12 protein-coding genes are annotated in these 15912 nt (G+C 71.5%); 11 read left to right on the top strand and 1 reads right to left on the bottom strand.

All coding sequences use genetic code 11. The features are described from left to right. Positions 1 to 30: 30 nt before the first annotated feature. The 3 genes from ACGFMK_RS23230 (at position 31) to ACGFMK_RS23240 (ending at position 5670) form a co-directional block, all read left to right on the top strand. Complete coding sequence (locus ACGFMK_RS23230; protein ID WP_392766695.1) at positions 31 to 1827, top strand: glycosyl hydrolase; 1797 nt, start codon at positions 31 to 33, stop codon at positions 1825 to 1827. Then, positions 1824 to 4241 (top strand): beta-L-arabinofuranosidase domain-containing protein, encoded by a 2418-nt coding sequence (locus ACGFMK_RS23235; protein WP_392766698.1) that lies wholly within the window; start codon positions 1824 to 1826, stop codon positions 4239 to 4241. Before ACGFMK_RS23230 ends, ACGFMK_RS23235 begins: the two co-directional genes overlap by 4 nt. 160 nt (positions 4242 to 4401) lie before the next feature. Then, positions 4402 to 5670: a sigma-70 family RNA polymerase sigma factor gene (locus ACGFMK_RS23240; RefSeq protein WP_392766701.1), complete on the top strand. Its 1269-nt coding sequence runs from the start codon at positions 4402 to 4404 to the stop codon at positions 5668 to 5670. Between the two features lie 7 nt (positions 5671 to 5677). On the opposite strand, the gene ACGFMK_RS23245 is transcribed toward ACGFMK_RS23240, so the two are convergent. After that, on the bottom strand, positions 5678 to 6832 hold the full coding sequence (locus tag ACGFMK_RS23245; protein ID WP_392766704.1) for an epoxide hydrolase family protein: 1155 nt from the start codon (positions 6830 to 6832) through the stop codon (positions 5678 to 5680). 82 nt (positions 6833 to 6914) lie between these two features. On the opposite strand from ACGFMK_RS23245, the gene ACGFMK_RS23250 reads away from it, so the two are divergent. The 8 genes from ACGFMK_RS23250 to ACGFMK_RS23285 all read left to right on the top strand — a co-directional run bounded on the left by ACGFMK_RS23250 (position 6915) and on the right by ACGFMK_RS23285 (position 15910). Next, positions 6915 to 7490, top strand: a complete 576-nt coding sequence (locus ACGFMK_RS23250) for a CGNR zinc finger domain-containing protein (protein WP_392766707.1) — start codon at positions 6915 to 6917, stop codon at positions 7488 to 7490. A 67-nt stretch (positions 7491 to 7557) separates the two neighbouring features. Beyond that, complete coding sequence (locus ACGFMK_RS23255) at positions 7558 to 8730, top strand: ROK family transcriptional regulator (RefSeq protein ID WP_323327744.1); 1173 nt, start codon at positions 7558 to 7560, stop codon at positions 8728 to 8730. A 342-nt stretch (positions 8731 to 9072) separates the two neighbouring features. Continuing rightward, positions 9073 to 10272, top strand: a complete 1200-nt coding sequence (locus ACGFMK_RS23260) for an ROK family protein (RefSeq protein WP_392766709.1) — start codon at positions 9073 to 9075, stop codon at positions 10270 to 10272. Next, a complete protein-coding gene (locus tag ACGFMK_RS23265; protein WP_392766711.1) occupies positions 10269 to 11771 on the top strand; it encodes a sugar ABC transporter ATP-binding protein in 1503 nt (500 codons plus the stop codon). The genes ACGFMK_RS23260 and ACGFMK_RS23265 overlap by 4 nt, the downstream gene beginning before the upstream one ends. Beyond that, positions 11768 to 12766: an ABC transporter permease gene (locus tag ACGFMK_RS23270; protein ID WP_392766714.1), complete on the top strand. Its 999-nt coding sequence runs from the start codon at positions 11768 to 11770 to the stop codon at positions 12764 to 12766. The genes ACGFMK_RS23265 and ACGFMK_RS23270 overlap by 4 nt, the downstream gene beginning before the upstream one ends. A gap of 24 nt (positions 12767 to 12790) precedes the next feature. Beyond that, a complete protein-coding gene (locus tag ACGFMK_RS23275; protein WP_392766717.1) occupies positions 12791 to 13846 on the top strand; it encodes a substrate-binding domain-containing protein in 1056 nt (351 codons plus the stop codon). Between the two features lie 28 nt (positions 13847 to 13874). Then, positions 13875 to 15017: a Gfo/Idh/MocA family protein gene (locus ACGFMK_RS23280; protein WP_392766720.1), complete on the top strand. Its 1143-nt coding sequence runs from the start codon at positions 13875 to 13877 to the stop codon at positions 15015 to 15017. Between the two features lie 41 nt (positions 15018 to 15058). Continuing rightward, entirely contained in the window at positions 15059 to 15910 is an 852-nt protein-coding gene (locus ACGFMK_RS23285; protein ID WP_392766722.1) for a sugar phosphate isomerase/epimerase family protein, read from the top strand. Positions 15911 to 15912 lie beyond the last annotated feature (2 nt).

The following is a 15912-nucleotide window of genomic DNA, read 5'->3' on the forward strand; positions in this document are numbered from 1 at the left end:
CTTCGCGCACCGCCTCGGTATGCCCTGCGGGTGCAGCCCTACGGCCTGCAGACCGACGCCATCCGCAGCGCCGCGCTGCTGGACGTCCCGGAGAGCGAGTCGCTGGGGTTCAAGAACCTCGACGACTACCGGGTGCTCGCGTCCGGCCGCGACATGGGCGGCCGGAAGCTGCTGTCGTGCGAGTCCGCGGCGTACGCGAACGGCGCGTACAACACCACCTGGGACAAGGTGCTGCAGACCATGGGCAGCGTGTTCGCGGGCGGCGTCAACCAGGCCGTGCTGCACGGCTTCGCCTACGCGATGGCGCCCGGCGCGCAGTGGCCCGGGTTCGCGGCGTTCTCGCCGTACAACGGCAACGGCATCGGGTACGCCGAGGCGTGGGGCCCGCGGCAGCCGACGTGGGGGCACGTGCCGGACGTCGCGGGCTGGTTCGCCCGCACGCAGCTGGTGCTGCGCACCGGGAAACCGCAGGTGGACATCGCGTTCTACCGGCAGAAGGGCTGGACGTCCACCGGCATCGGCGCGCCGTGGGCGACCAACGACGGCATCCCGGCCGGCTGGACGCACGGCTTCCTCAGCGAGGCGGTACTGGAGCTGCCCAGCGCCGTCGTCCGGCACGGCCGGTTGGCGCCGGATGGCCCGGCGTACAAGGCGATGATCCTCGGCGGCGACCAGTTCCACGGCAGTGAGCACACGCTGTCCGTCCGCGCGGCCCGGCGTTTGCTGGATTTCGCGCGGGCGGGCCTGCCGACGATCGTCATCGGCACCTGGACCGCCGACGTCCACGCCGAGGGCATCGCGTTGCCGGGGGAGAACGACCGGCTTCGCGCCCTCGTCGCGGCGTTGGTCGCGCAGCCTTCGGTCCGCGTCGTCGCGGACGCGACGGGCATCCCGGCCGCGCTCGCCGAGCTGGGCGTCACGCGCGACGTGGAGCACGACCCGTCCACGGTGATGAGCGTCCACCGCATCGACGGCGACACGGACTACTACTACCTCTGCAACGCGCGGCACGCGGAGAACCGCAAGATCACGGCCGTCACGCAGGACGTCTGGCTGACCGCGCAGGACCGTGACGCGCAGCCGGTCGTGTACCACGCCTGGACCGGCGACACCGAACGGCTCGGCGTGTTCACCCGCTCCGGCAGCAAGATCCGGGTGTCGGTGTCGCTGAACCCAGGACAGTCGGTGATCATCGCCCTGGCGGCCGACCGAGGTCCGCACGCGGTGTCCTCGGACGCGCCCGAGGTACGGTACCTCGACGGCAAGCTGCTGGTGCGTTCCCCGGCGGCGGGCACGTACTCGACGACGCTGTCGACCGGCCGCGTCGTGCGGACGTCGGTCGCCGCGCCGCCCGCGCCGCTGGCGTTGTCCACCTGGTCCCTCGAAGTCGAAGACTGGCAGCCGGGGGCCACGCCGACGTCGACGGTGAAGCCGATACGACAGTTCTCGCTGACCGCGCTCGCGGCGTGGTCGTCGATCCCGGGCCTGGAGGACGTCTCCGGTGTGGGTCGTTACCGCACGACCGTCGACCTGGGCCGGTGGGGCCGGGACCTGGGCGCGTACCTCGACCTCGGCGAGGTGTTCGACACCTACCGGGTGCGGGTCAACGGCACCGCCCTGCCGCCGTCGGACGTCCTGGACACGGTCGTCGACGTCGGCCGCTGGCTGCGGTCCGGGCGCAACAGCATCGAGGTGGAAGTCGCCACCACGCTCAACAACCGGCTCCGGGTGAGCCGCCCCGAGGTGTTCGCGATCGCGGCGCGACAGGCGTACGGCCTGGTCGGCCCGGTGCGCCTGACCCCGTACCGGCAGGTGGAGGTCCGATGAACGTCACCCGGCGCACCGCGCTCAGCCTCGGCGCCGCACTCGGCTTGGCCGCGGTGGTCCCGTGGAGCGCCGCGGCTTCGGAGGCGGTGCGGCCCGTCGCGCTCGGGGGCGTCCGGCTGCTGGAGAGCCGGTACCTGGCGAACATGCGGCGGACCGTGGCGTACCTGAAGTTCGTCGACCTCGACCGGCTGCTGCACACCTTCCGGCTGAACGCCGGTCTGCCCACCACGGCCGAGCCGTGCGGCGGCTGGGAAGCCCCGGACATCCAGCTGCGCGGGCACACCACCGGGCACCTGCTGTCCGGGCTCGCCCTGGCCGCCGCGAACACGGGAGACACCGAGCTGGCCGCGAAGGGTGCGCGGCTGGTGGCCGAGCTGGCGAAGTGCCAGGCGCCGTCCGGCTACCTCTCGGCGTTCCCGGAGCAGGACTTCGTCAACCTCGAGGCCGGGAAGTCCGTGTGGGCGCCGTACTACACGATCCACAAGATCCTCGCCGGGCTGCTCGACCAGCACCGGCTGCTCGGCACCGCCGGCGCCCTCGACGTCGCCCGGGGCATCGCCCGCTGGATCGACGCCCGCACCGCGCCGCTGACCCGCGACGCCATGCAGAAGGTCCTGCACACCGAGTTCGGCGGGATGAACGAAGCCCTGGCCAACCTCTACGCCGTCACCAAGGACCCACGGCACCTCACGCTCGCCCGCCGCTTCGACCACGACGAGATCTTCACACCCCTTTCCGCCCGCCAAGACACGCTCGCCGGGCGGCACGCCAACACCGACATCGCGAAGATCGTCGGCGCCGCGGCCGAGTACGACGTCACGGGCGAACAGCGCTACCGCACGATCGCGACGTACTTCTGGGACCAGGTCGTCCACCACCACAGCTACGTCATCGGCGGCAACGCCAACGCCGAGTTCTTCGGCCCACCCGACCAGATCGTCAGCCAGCTCGGCGAGAACACCTGCGAAAACTGCAACAGCTACAACATGCTCAAGCTCGGCCGCCTGCTGTTCCTGCAGGACCCGGGCCGCACCGAGTACCTCGACCACTACGAGTGGTCGCTGCTCAACCAAATGCTCGGCGAGCAGGACCCGGACTCGCCGCACGGGTTCGTCACCTACTACACCGGCCTGACGCCGGGCACCGAGCGCAAGCCGAAGGAGGGCGTGACCTCCGACCCCGGCACCTACAGCAGCGACTACGGCAACTTCACCTGCGATCACGGCACCGGCCTCGAGACCCACGTCAAGTACGCGGAAAACATCTACTTCACGACGAGCGACACGCTGTACGTCACCCTGTTCATCCCGTCCACAGTGGACTTTCGCGGCGCGCGGGTGCGCCTGGAGACCGAGTACCCGTACGACGAGACGGTCCGGCTGCGTGTCGACGGCCCCGGCGAGTTCGCACTGCGCCTCCGGATTCCCTCGTGGGTCTCGAAACCGCGGCTGACGGTCAACCGCGCGCCCGTGTCCGCCGAACCGGGGCGGTTCGCGACGATCCGGCGGCGGTGGCGCGCGGGCGACGTCGTCGAGCTGCACCTGCCGATGACCCCGCGGTGGCTGCCCGCGCCCGACAACCCGGCCGTGCGGGCGCTCACCTACGGTCCGCTCGTCCTCGCCGCCCGGCACGGCGCGGAAGGACCGCCGGTCATCCCGACGGTCGATCAGCGCACCCTGCGGCGTGAGCCCGGCCGCGCGGAGTTCAGCGTCCGGGCGGGGGAGCAGCGGCTGCGGCTGAGCCCGTTCCTCGACGTCCAGCACGAGCACTACAGCGTCTACCTCGCCTCGCCGCCGGACCGCCCCGCGCCGAAGACCGTCGCGCTGTACCCGCTCGGCGCGAGCCTGGCCGAGAGCACCCACCGCTGGCCGGACGCCGTCCTGGCGGGCGGCGCGACCCACGGGGAGCGGGGCATCGAACTGGACGGCGTCGACGGGCACGTGCGGCTGGCCCCGGGCCTGCCGGCGAACCTGACCGAGCTGACGGTGTCGATGTGGGTCCGGGCGGACACGATCGTCACCTCGGCGCGGGTGTTCGACCTCGGGTTCAACGCGCAGTCCTATCTGTTCCTGACCCCGCGCACGGGGCTCGGCGTCGCCCGCTGCGCGATGAAGCTCGGGGGGATGGAGACGGAGGACTTCGTGGACGCCGCCGTCGCGCTCCCGGCGGGCGAGTGGACGCACGTGGCCGTGACCGCGGGCGCCGGGATGCGCCTGTACTTCGGCGGCGAGCCGACCGGCGCGAACCCGGCGCCGCTGATGGGCCCGCTCCTGCTCGGCGCCACCCAGCTGAACTACCTCGGCCGCTCGCAGAACCCGAAGCACCCGTACCTGAAGGGTGCCGTCGCCGATTTCCGGTTGTACGGCCGGGCGTTGGGGGAGGACGAGGTGCGGGCGCTGGCCGGGCGCCGCTGAAACCACGCCAGAGAGCCCTGGCGCCTGACAAAGCGGGCCTGGGAAGCGCTCTCCCCGGAGGAAGGCGGGACTTGGCGCCGATGCCTTGCGCCGGGCCGCCCGGTGCACCACCATCTCGTGACGTTCTGCACGTGCAGGCGCACGGGCAAGAGGGGGTGCGGTGACCGAGGTGGTGCCGGCGGTGGCCGGGACGGTGGACGTTCCGAGCGACGCGGACTTGATCGAGGCGGTGCGAGGCGGGGACACCTCGGCGTACGGCCAGCTCTACGACCGGCACCTGGTCGCGGCCCGCCGGGTGGCGGCCGCGATCGCGGCCGACGCCGCCGAGCGCGACGACCTGATCGCCGAAGGTTTCACCCGCGTACTGCGGATTCTGCGCTCCGGCGCGGGCCCGGACGAGGACTTCCGCGCGTACCTGCTCACGACCATCCGGAACACGATGATCAACTGGCGCCGGCGCGACTCCGGCGTGTCCGTGGTCGCCGAGGTGCCGGACGTGCTGCCGGCGATGGGCAGCGACGAGCCGGTGAGCAGCCGGCTGCACGCCACCGTCGCCGCGGACGCGTTCGCCGAGCTGCCCGAACGGTGGCGGACCGTGCTGTGGCGGACCGAGATCGACGGCGATTCGCCCGCGCGGATCGCGCAGGACCTCGGGATGACGCCGAACAGCGTCGCCGCGCTGGCCTACCGCGCGCGGGAAGGGCTGCGGCAGGCCTACCTGGACCAGCACATCCCGGCCACGCAGCGGCGGAACTGCCGCGTCGTCGGCGGCCAGCTCTCCCGGTGGGTGCGCGACGGGATCGGGGAGCACAAGGCGAACCGGATCACGAACCACCTCGACCGCTGCGCGGACTGCCGCGAGCTGGCCACCGGTCTCCGGCGGCTCAACGAGGAACTGCCCGCCACGATCGCGCCGCTGCTGCTGGGCGTCCCGTTCGTCACGCAGTGGCTGTCCGGGTCCCTCGCCGGGACCGGAGCGGCCGCCGGCACGGGTGCGGCCGCCGGGACCGGGGCCTCTGCTCTTTCGTGGGCCACGGCGGCGAAGGTGGCGGCCGCGAGCGCGGTCCTGGTCACCACGGTGACGATCGGCGCGAGCACCTCCGCCGGGCCGCCCGCTTCCGTGACCGACGGCGGGGTGGTGGCACCGGCGACGACCCAGGTGGTCGCCCCGGCCAGACCCGCCGGGCAGGGCGAGAACCCGGGTTCGGCCGCGCAGCTCACCACGGCACCGGAGGTTCCGGGAGCCGTGACGACGAGCGGGGAGCCCGAGACGGCGGACGGCGCCGGCGAGTCGGGGGATTCGTCGGCCGAGACGGGCAACCAGCAGAAGGCCGACAAGACCAAGGAAAAGACCAAGACCAAGACCAAGACGCCGAAGACCTCGAAGCCGGAAAAGACGAAGACGAAGACGAAGACGCCCAAGGAGTGACCCGGGCTCATCGAGGGGCGGCCAGTACGGCCGCGAGGCCTTCTCGCAGGTCCTTGACGAAGTACCCGGGAACCTCCAGCGACGGGAAATGCCCGCCGGCTTCGGGTTCCGTCCAGCGGACGATCCGGCGGTACCGCTCCTGCGCCCAGGCGCGCGGGTACTTCTCGATGTCGCGGGGGTACATGGTGATCGCCGACGGGACGTCGACCCGCAGTTCGGGGTCGAGCGAGTTGTGGCTTTCGTAGTAGATGCGGGCCGCCGACGCGCCGGTGCGCGTCAGCCAGTACAGGGTGACGTCGTCGAGCACGCGGTCCCGGGAAATCGTCTCGAACGGGCTGTCCTCGGTGTCCGACCACTCGGCGAACTTGTCCAGGATCCAGGCGAGCAGCCCGATCGGTGAGTCGACGAGCGCGTAGCCGATGGTCTGCGGCCGGGTCGCCTGCTGCTTCGCGTACGCCGCGCGGTGGCGCCAGAAATGGCGGGTCTCCTCGGTCCACCGGCGTTCGGTCGCGGTCAGGCCGTCCGTGGTCAACCCGGGCGGTCCCTCCGCGAACGTGGTGTGGATGCCGAGAACGTGCTCCGGGAACCGGCCGCCGAGAACGGTGGTGATGTTGCCGCCCCAGTCGCCGCCGTGGGCCGCGAACTCGCCGTAGCCGAGCCGTCCCATCAGCTCCACCCACGCGGCCGCGATCTTTTCGGTTCCCCACCCGGTGGTCGCCGGTTTGTCGCTGTAACCGAAGCCCGGCAGCGAAGGGGCCACGACGTGGAACGCCGGCGCGTCCGTGTCTTCCGGATCCGCCAGTTCGTCGATCACGTCGACGAACTCGGCGACGCTGCCCGGCCAGCCGTGCGTCACGAGCAGTGGTGTGGCGTCGGCGCGCGCGGATCGGCGGTGCAGGAAGTGGATTCCGAGACCGTCGACGGTCGTGCGGAACTGGCCGATCCGGTCGAGGCGCGCTTCGAACGAGCGCCAGTCGTACCCGGTGCGCCAGTGGTCCACGAGGTCGACGAGGTCGGCGAGCGGAACACCCTGGTCCCAGCGTCGTGGGGTGCCACGGACCGTCTCGGGCTCCGGCAGCCGCGCGGCGGCCAGCCGCGCACGCAGGTCGTCGAGGTCGGCGTCGGGTGCGTGGGCTTCGAATGCTCGGACGTCGTTCGTCATGAGACCTCCCTGTCGTCGCGGAACCGGCGTAGACGGTTCTAACAGGCGCATGGGTCATTGTGCAACCTGCTAAGCTGGTTCCATGCGCATCGAGTTCCCCGAATTCCGCCTCGGTAATGTGCTGGCGACCAGCTTCACGGGGACGCTGTCGGAGCGTCACGGCGATGCGGTGGAACGCATTCCCACACCGCGCCGGCTCGTCGACTGGCTGGCGGTGAGCGGCCTCGCCGTGGACTCCTGCACCCCCGCCCAGCTCGCACTCGCCCGGGCACTGAGGGAATCGATCCACGCCGCCGCGACCGCGGCCGCGGTCCAGGACGCGCTCCCCGCGTCCGCCGTCCGGATCATCAACGAGCGCAGTGTTCAGGGCCGGGCGGCGGCCATCCTGACGCCCGAGGGCACGCGGCGATGGCAGCTCGGGTCGGCTTCCCGCGTGGAAGACGCGCTCAGTGTGATCGCCGCCGACGCGATCAGCGTCATCGCGGGCGAACGGGACGGAAAACTGGCCCTGTGCGCCTCGCCGACGTGCCAAGCCGCCTTCTTCGACACGAGCCAAAGCCGCACCCGCAAATGGTGCGACATGAACACGTGCGGGAATCGTCAGAAGAAAGCGCGATTCGTGGCCAACCGGCGCAAGAACCTCGGATCGGCGGAGTGACGGCCGCCCGCACAGTAGGCTCCCGCGCATGAGCGGGGTATCCACGGCATCGTCTCCGGAGCACTCGATGGTCGAAACCCGGCACCAGACCCGGCTGCTGACGCTGCTGCGGGACGAGGGCCCGATGTCGCGGGTCGAGCTGGGGGAGCGGCTGGAGCTGCCGCGCGCCAGGGTGGGGGCCGAGGTGGCCCGGCTCGACGAGGTCGGCCTGGTCGAGACCGCGGGGCCCTCGGCCAGCCGCGGCGGGCGCCGGTCGACGCTGGTCCGGCTGTCCGGCGAGCTGCGGGTGCTGGCGGTGGACGTCGGCGCGACGTCGGTCGGCGTGGCGGTGACCGACGCGTCGTGCGAGGTGCTCGCGCACACCGTCGAGGACTGTGACGTCCGGCAGGGGCCGCACCCGGTGCTGCGCCGGGTCGCCGAGCTGGCGGCGAAGGTCCGGGACGAGGCGCCCGGCCGGCTGGTCGCCGCGGGCATCGGGCTGCCGGGGCCGGTCAGTTTCGCCGAGGGGATGGCCGTCGCCCCGCCGATCATGCCCGGCTGGGACCGGTTCAACGTGCGGGACCACCTCGGCGGGCTGTGGGGCTGCCCGGTGGCGGTGGACAACGACGTCAACGCGATGGCCCTCGGCGAACGGCACGCCGGGGTCGCGCGTTCGACCGACGACCTGATGTTCGTGAAGATCGGCACCGGGATCGGCTGCGGGATCGTGCTCGGCGGCAAGGTGTACCGCGGGGTCGCCGGCACGGCCGGGGACATCGGGCACATCCGGCTCGACGACTTCGGCCCGACCTGCGCATGCGGGGAAGTCGGCTGCCTGGAGGCCTACTTCGGCGGCGCCGCGCTGGCCCGCGACGGGCTGGCCCTGGCCCGCAGCGGACGGTCGGCCCACCTCGCCGACGCCGCCGCCGAACGCGGGGTGGTCACCGCCCGCGACGTCGGCCGCGCCGCCGCGGCGGGCGACTTCGGCGCGGTCAACCTGATCCGCGACGGCGGGCGCCGGCTCGGCCACGTCGTCGCCTCGCTGGTCAGCTTCATCAACCCGGGCATGGTGGTGATCGGCGGCGGGGTCGCGCAGCTCGGCCACCAGCTGCTCGCCGAGGTGCGCAGCGCGGTGTACCGCCGCTCCCTGCCGCTGGCGACCGGCAACCTCCCGATCGTGCTGTCCGAACTCGGCGAGACGGCCGGGGTGATCGGCGCGGCCTGGTCCGCGACCGACCGGGCCTTCACCCTCAGCAGCTGACCACGTCCCTCACGTAAGAGGTCTGCCGCGGCTGGTCGTGAGTGGGAAACAGTGTTCTAACCCGGTTTCCCACTCACGACGAGCTGCGGCAGACCGCCACACCCGCGGCAGAGACGGGTCGCCCGGGCACGCTGGGTGGCTGAACAAGTCCCCACCGTAGCGCTCGAACCGTGCAGACTTTTGCACTTGCTGGTCGAAAGTATGTACGGTTTGGCGCGTCTATCCGGGTGAAAACCGGACTAAGCACACCTTCGTCACCTTGACGGGTGACCCGGGTCACCCTACTTTCGCTGACTGAGTAACAAAGTGTGTTCAGGAAACAGCAGCACAGGTGGGGGCATCGTGGCCGTGACCGGTACCAGGCGAGCCGACTCGGTGAGCCCGCGTACGGCCCACCTCGCCGCGGTCCTGCGGGCCCTGCGCACCGGCCCGCTCTCCCGCACCCAGCTGGCCGCCCGCTGCGGGGTCGCGAAGTCGGCCGTCCCCGGCCTGCTCGCCGAACTCGCGCGGCGGGGCCTGGTCCGGCCCGCCGGTGTCCTCCCCGGCAACGGCCGGCCCAGCCGCCTGGTCGAACTGGACGGCGAAGACGCCTACGCGCTGGCCCTCGGCATCGAGGCCGACCGGCTGTCGGCGGTCGTCACGGACCTGTCCGGCCGGGTACTGGCCGAGCGGGCCGAGACCGTCGACGTCGCCGCGGCCGGGCTGCAGCGCGGCATGGACGAACTCGCCCACCTCGCGCACCGGGTGCTGCCCGGCCCGCCGGTCGGCGTCGCGATCTCGGTGCCCGGGCTGGTCGACTCGGCCGCCTCGGTGCTGCGGTTCGCCCCGGCCCTGCGCTGGCGTGACGCGGAGATCGCCGGTCTCATGGCCGCCCGGCTGAACCTTCCCGCCGACGCGGTCGCCGTGGACAACGAAGCCAACCTCGGCGCGCTCGCCGAGTCGCTCACCGGCGCCGGCGAGCTGTTCTACCTCAGCGGCGGGACGGCGGTCGGCGGCGGGCTCGTGTCCGGCGGCGCGGTCCTGCGCGGCGCGCGCGGCTTCGCGGGCGAGGTCGGGCACATCGCCGTCGACCCGCTCGGCGAGCGGTGTTCCTGCGGCCGCACCGGCTGCCTCGAGACGAAGGCGAACCTGGCCGCGGTCCTGCGCGCGGCCGCGGCGCCGGGTGATCCGCTGCTCGACCCCGCACTCGGCGTCGAAGGCCGGGTCGCGCGGCTGAAGGACCGCGTGCGGCGCGGCGATCAGCGCGCGGTCACGGCGGTGCACGAACTCGGTGTCGCGCTCGGGGTCGCACTGTCCACTGTGGTCGACGTGCTCGACCCGGACGTCGTCGTGCTCGGCGGGTACTTCGCGGAACTGGGGGAGTGGCTGGTGGAACCGGTCCGGGTCGAGCTCGCCGTCCACGCCCAGCCGGAGCGCCACGCCCGGGTCGTGGCGTCCGCACTCGGCCTCGGAGCCCCGCTGCGCGGTGCCGCCCACCGGGCGGCCGAACGGCTGTTCACCGACCCCACCCTCGCCGCCGGCACCGAGGAGGCCTCGGTATGAGCCTGCTTTCCGTTCGCGGGATCGTGAAGGCCTTCCCGGGCGTGCGTGCGCTCGACGGCGTCGACCTCGACGTCGAACCCGGCGAGGTGCACTGCCTGCTCGGGCAGAACGGCGCCGGCAAGTCGACCCTGATCAAGGTCCTCTCCGGCGCGCACCGGCCGGACGCGGGCGAGATCACCTGGCAGGGACAACGCGTCGAACTGAGTTCGCCGGTCGACGCGCTGCGCCTGGGCATCGCCACCATGTACCAGGAGCTCGACCTCGTACCCGGGCTTTCGGTGGCGGACAACATCTTCCTCGGCCACGAGCGCGCCCGGTTCGGGTTCACGCGGATCTCGCAGGCCCGGGACGAGGCCGCCCGGCTGATGGCCCGGCTGGGCCACGCGAACATCCGGCCGTGGCACGAGGTCGGCAAGCTGTCCGCGGCGGGCCGGCAGCTGGTGTCGATGGCCCGCGCGCTGGCCCACGACGCCCGGCTGCTCGTGATGGACGAACCCACCGCGGCGCTGGCCGGCGAAGAGGTCGACAACCTCTTCCGGATCGTCGGCGAGCTGACCGCCGACGGTGTCGCGATCGTCTACATCTCGCACCGGCTCGAGGAACTGCGCCGGATCGGGCACCGGGTGACCGTGCTCAAGGACGGCCAGACGGTCGGCACCGGCCTCGACGCCCGCACCACGCCGACCGCCGACCTGGTCGCCTTGATGGCCGGGCGCAAGGTGGAGACGGTGTTCGGGCCGCGCCACGACGGGCACGCCGACCGGAGCAAGCTCGCGCTCGAAGTCGAGGGCCTGACCCGGGACGGCGAATTCGAGGACGTCAGCTTCACCGTCCACGCCGGCGAGGTCGTCGGCATCGCCGGCCTGGTCGGCTCCGGCCGCAGCGAGCTGCTGGAGACGATCTTCGGCGCGCGCAAGGCCGACAGCGGAACCGTGACGAGCCAAGGGAAACCCCTGCGTCCCGGCAGCGTCCTGGCCGCCGTCAAGGCCGGGATCGGGCTGGCCCCGGAGGAACGCAAGAGCCAGGGCCTCCTGCTGGACCTGCCGGTGGTGCACAACGTGACGCTGGCCAGTCTCGGCCGCTACGCGAAGCTCGGGTTCACCGAACGCGGGAAGGAACTGGACGACGCCGGCGCCAGCCTGCGGCGTCTCGACCTGCGGCCCGCCGACCCGCGGCGGATCGTCCGCACGCTCTCGGGCGGCAACCAGCAGAAGGCGGTGCTGGCCCGCTGGCTGGTCCGCGGCTGCCGGGTGCTGCTGCTCGACGAGCCGACCCGCGGCGTCGACGTCGGCGCCCGCGCCGAGCTGTACCGGCTGATCGACGAGCTGGCCGCGAGCAGCGTGGCGATCGTGCTGGTGTCCAGCGAGATCCCCGAGGTGCTCGGGCTGTCCGACCGGGTGCTGGTGCTGCGCGAGGGCCGCGTCCTCGCCGACCGGCCCTCGTCCGGGCTCACCGAGGCCGGGGTGCTCGACGTGATTCTCGAGGGGAGCGCGGCATGACCGACACCGAAACGGCACCACCGAAAGCGCTGCCCGCACCGGCGAGGCGGTTCTCCTTCCGGGCCGACCCGCGGCTGCTGGGCCTGACCGGCGTGCTCGTGGTGCTGTGCCTGGTCGGCCAGTTCACCCGGCCGGAGCTGTTCTTCACCGAAAGCAACATCTCCACGATCCTGCGGCTGGCCGCGGCGATCGGCGTGGTCAGCGTCGGGATGACGTTCGTGATCATCAGCGGCGGCATCGACCTGTCCGTCGGCTCGATCGTCGCGTTGTCGAGCGTCTGGCTGACGACACTGGCCACCCAGTCCTACGGCCCGTGGGTGATGGTCCTCTGTGGACTCGCGGTCGGCCTCGGCTGCGGGCTGGTCAACGGCGTGCTCGTCGCCTACGGCAAGGTCGTGCCGTTCATCGCGACGCTGGCGATGTACGTCTCGGCCCGCGGGCTCGCCGAGCGGCTCAGCGGCCGCCGCACGCAGGTCGTCGCCGACCAGGACTTCCTCACCTTCTTCCGCGGCGCGCTGCTCGGCATCCCGGTGCTGATCTGGCTGTTCGCGCTGGTGTTCGCGGTCGGCTGGGTCGTGCTCAACCGCACCACCTTCGGCCGCCGGACCTTCGCGGTCGGCGGCAACATCGAGGCGTCGCGGCTGGCCGGCATCAACGTCAAGCGGCACCTCGCGCTCGTCTACGGCGTCGCCGGGCTGTGCTGCGGGATCGCCGCGCTCATGGTCGTCGCGCGGACGACGGCGGGCGCGTCCACCAACGGCATGTTCTACGAGCTCGACGCCATCGCGGCGGTGGTCATCGGCGGCACGCTGCTCACCGGCGGTCGCGGTTCGCTGATCGGCACCCTGATCGGCGTGCTGATCTTCACGGTGCTGTCCAACCTTTTCACGCTCAACAACTTGGACACCGACATCCAGAACATCGCCAAGGGCGTGATCATCGTGCTCGCCGTGCTCCTGCAGTTCCGGGCCAGGAAGGCCAGGACCAGTCCGTAGCAGTCACCACCTCTGGAGGTCGTCATGACCGAACAACCCTTCCTCGCCCGCCGGGGGTTCCTCCTCGGCGGTGCCGCCCTCGGCGCCGGCGCGGTGCTGGCCGGCTGCACGTCGAACACGCCCGCGAACTCGGAGTCGAACGCGCCCGTCGCCAACGCGGGCAGCAACGCCGAGCCGGGAAAGCCGGTCACCATCGGCTTCTCCGCGCCCGCCGCCGACCACGGCTGGATCGCGGCGATCACCAAGAACGCCAAGGCCCAGGCGCAGAAGTTCAGCGAGGTGAAGTTCAGCGCGACCGAGGGCACCAACGACGTCAACCAGCAGATCTCCCAGGTCGAGACGCTGATCAACGCCAAGGTGAACGTGCTGGTGATCCTGCCCTTCGACGGCAAGGCGCTCACCTCGGTCGGGCAGCAGGCGATGGACGCCGGGATCCCGGTGATCAACCTGGACCGCGTCTTCGACACGCCGCTCGCGTACCGCACGTGGATCGGCGGCGACAACTACCGGATGGGCGTCAACGCCGGTGACTACATAGCGAAGCAGCTCAAGGCGAAGAACGTCGCCAACCCGGTCATCGGCGAGGTCGCCGGCATCGACTCGCTGCCGCTGACCCAGGAACGCAGCAAGGGATTCTCGGACGCCCTCGCGCGCGCCGGGTACAAGGTCGGCCCGCGGGTTTCGGCGCAGTTCACGTCGGAGTCGGGTGAGCAGCAGACCGCGAACCTGCTCCAGAGCGCGCCCAAGCTGGACGCCCTGTGGAACCACGACGACGACCAGGGCATCGGCGTCAACGCCGCGATCGACACCGCGGGCCGCAAGGAGTTCATCATGGTCGGCGGGGCCGGTTCGAAGAACATGATGAACCTGATCAAGGCCGACGCGTCGCCGATCAAGGCGACCGTGCTCTACAGCCCGTCGATGGCCTCGACCGCGATCGCGCTGGCCCGCCTGCTCGGGCAGAACAAGGGCGTCGGCGACCTCGCCGAGCACGACATCCCGGCCGAGATCACGACGTATTCCGCCGTCGTCACCAAGGAGAACGTCGACCAGTACCTCGACGTCGGCTTCGACTCCTGACCTGACCCGCCAAAACCGAAGGAGGGGTATGTCCCCGGCACGGGAAACGATCGGGATCGGCATGGTGGGCCACGCGTTCATGGGCGCCGTGCACTCACACGCCTGGCGCAGCGTGCACCGGTTCTTCGACCCACCGCTGGTGCCGAGGCTCGCGGTGCTCGCCGGCCGGGACGAGACCCGGGCCAAGGCGGCGGCGCAGCGGTTCGGCTGGGCCGACGTCGAAACCGACTGGCGGAAGCTCGTCGCGCGCGACGACGTCGACCTGGTCGACATCTGCACGCCGGGCGACAGCCACGCGGAGATCGCGATCGCCGCGCTGGAAGCCGGGAAGCACGTGCTGTGCGAGAAACCCCTGGCCAACTCGGTCGCGGAGGCCGAAGCGATGGCCGAGGCGGCGCGACGGGCCCGTGAACGCGGGGTACGGGCCATGGTCGCGTTCAACTACCGCCGGGTGCCGGCGCTCGCCCACGCCAGGAACCTGGTGGCGGGTGGGGCGCTCGGCGAGATCCGGCACGTGCGGTCGGTGTACCTGCAGGACTGGCTTTCGGATCCGCGGTCGCCGATGACCTGGCGGCTGCGCCGTGAGTCCGCCGGGTCGGGTGCGCTGGGCGACCTCGGCGCGCACATCGTCGACGCCGCGCAGTTCGTCACCGGCGAGCGGCTCACCGGGGTTTCGGCCCTGACCAACACCTTCGTGCCCGAACGGCCGTCCGAGAACGGCGGGACGGACGCGGTGACGGTCGACGACACCGCGTTGTTCCTGGCGCGGCTGTCCGGGGGAGCCGTGGCCAGCTTCGAGGCCACGCGGTTCGCGCTGGGCCGCAAGAACGCGATGCGGCTCGAGGTCAACGGGTCGAAAGCCAGCCTGGCCTTCGACTTCGAGTCGATGAACGAACTCCAGTGGTACGAGGGTGAAGGCACCGAGGCGGGGTTCCGGCGCATCCTCGTCACCGAACCGCAGCACCCGTACGTCGGCGTGTGGTGGCCACCGGGGCACCTCCTCGGGTACGAGCACACGTTCACCCACGAGGTCGCCGACCTGCTCGACGCCCTCGGCGCGGGCACCGATCCCGAGCCGGGCTTCGACGCCGGCCTGCGCGTCCAGCGCGTGCTGCACGCCGTCGAGGAAAGCGCTTCCACGCAGTCGGCGTGGGTCGCGATCGAGGACTAGATCCCGTTTCAGCTTTTCGGCTAATGAGATGAGGGAGTTCCATGTGCGGTCAGGAAGCTGAGCAGTACTCCCGAAGGACGATCCTGAACGTCGCGACGGCGGCGCTCGCGGTCGGGGCGGCGGTCGCGTTGCCCGGCACGGCGGGCGCGTCGCAGGGCAGGCAGCGCGTTCCGCTCGACAAGATCAGCATCCAGCTCTACTCCCTGCGCTCCCTGCTGCAGAACGACCCGGAGGGCACGCTCTCCGCGCTGGCCGACATCGGCTACCGGAAGGTCGAGCTGGCCGGGACGTACGGGCGCAGCGCCACCGAGTTCCGCGCCATCCTCGACAAGGTCCACCTCAAGGCGTCTTCAACGCACGTCGGCATCGACGGCGACCTGAACCAGACCATCGCCGACGCGAAGATCCTCGGGAACTCCTCCGTCGTCGTGCCGTTCGCGCAGTTCGCCACGATCGCCGAGTGGGAGGCCTTCGCGGGCCGGATGAACAGCGCGGCGGCGGCGTTCAAGAAGGCCAGGCTCAAGCTCGGCTACCACAACCACGACCACGAGTTCCACCCGATCGACGGCGTGCTGCCGTACGACGTGCTCACCGCGAAGACGAACAAGCGGGACGTGCACCTGGAGATCGACCTGTTCTGGGCGGTGAACGGCGGGGCCGACCCCGTCGAGCTGTTCCGGCGGAACTACCCGCGGGTGACGCAGTACCACGTCAAGGACCGGACCGCGGACGGGCAGATGACCGACCCCGGCACCGGGGTGATCAACTTCCCGCGCATCTTCGCCGCCTCCTGCCACAACATCGGCGAGTACATCGTCGAGCACGACCAGCCCACGGATCCGCTGAACACCGCCAAGGTCGGGTTCGAGTACCTGCGCACCGTGCGCTTCTGAGA

This window comes from Amycolatopsis sp. NPDC049252 (assembly GCF_043197175.1).
Classification (GTDB): domain Bacteria; phylum Actinomycetota; class Actinomycetes; order Mycobacteriales; family Pseudonocardiaceae; genus Amycolatopsis.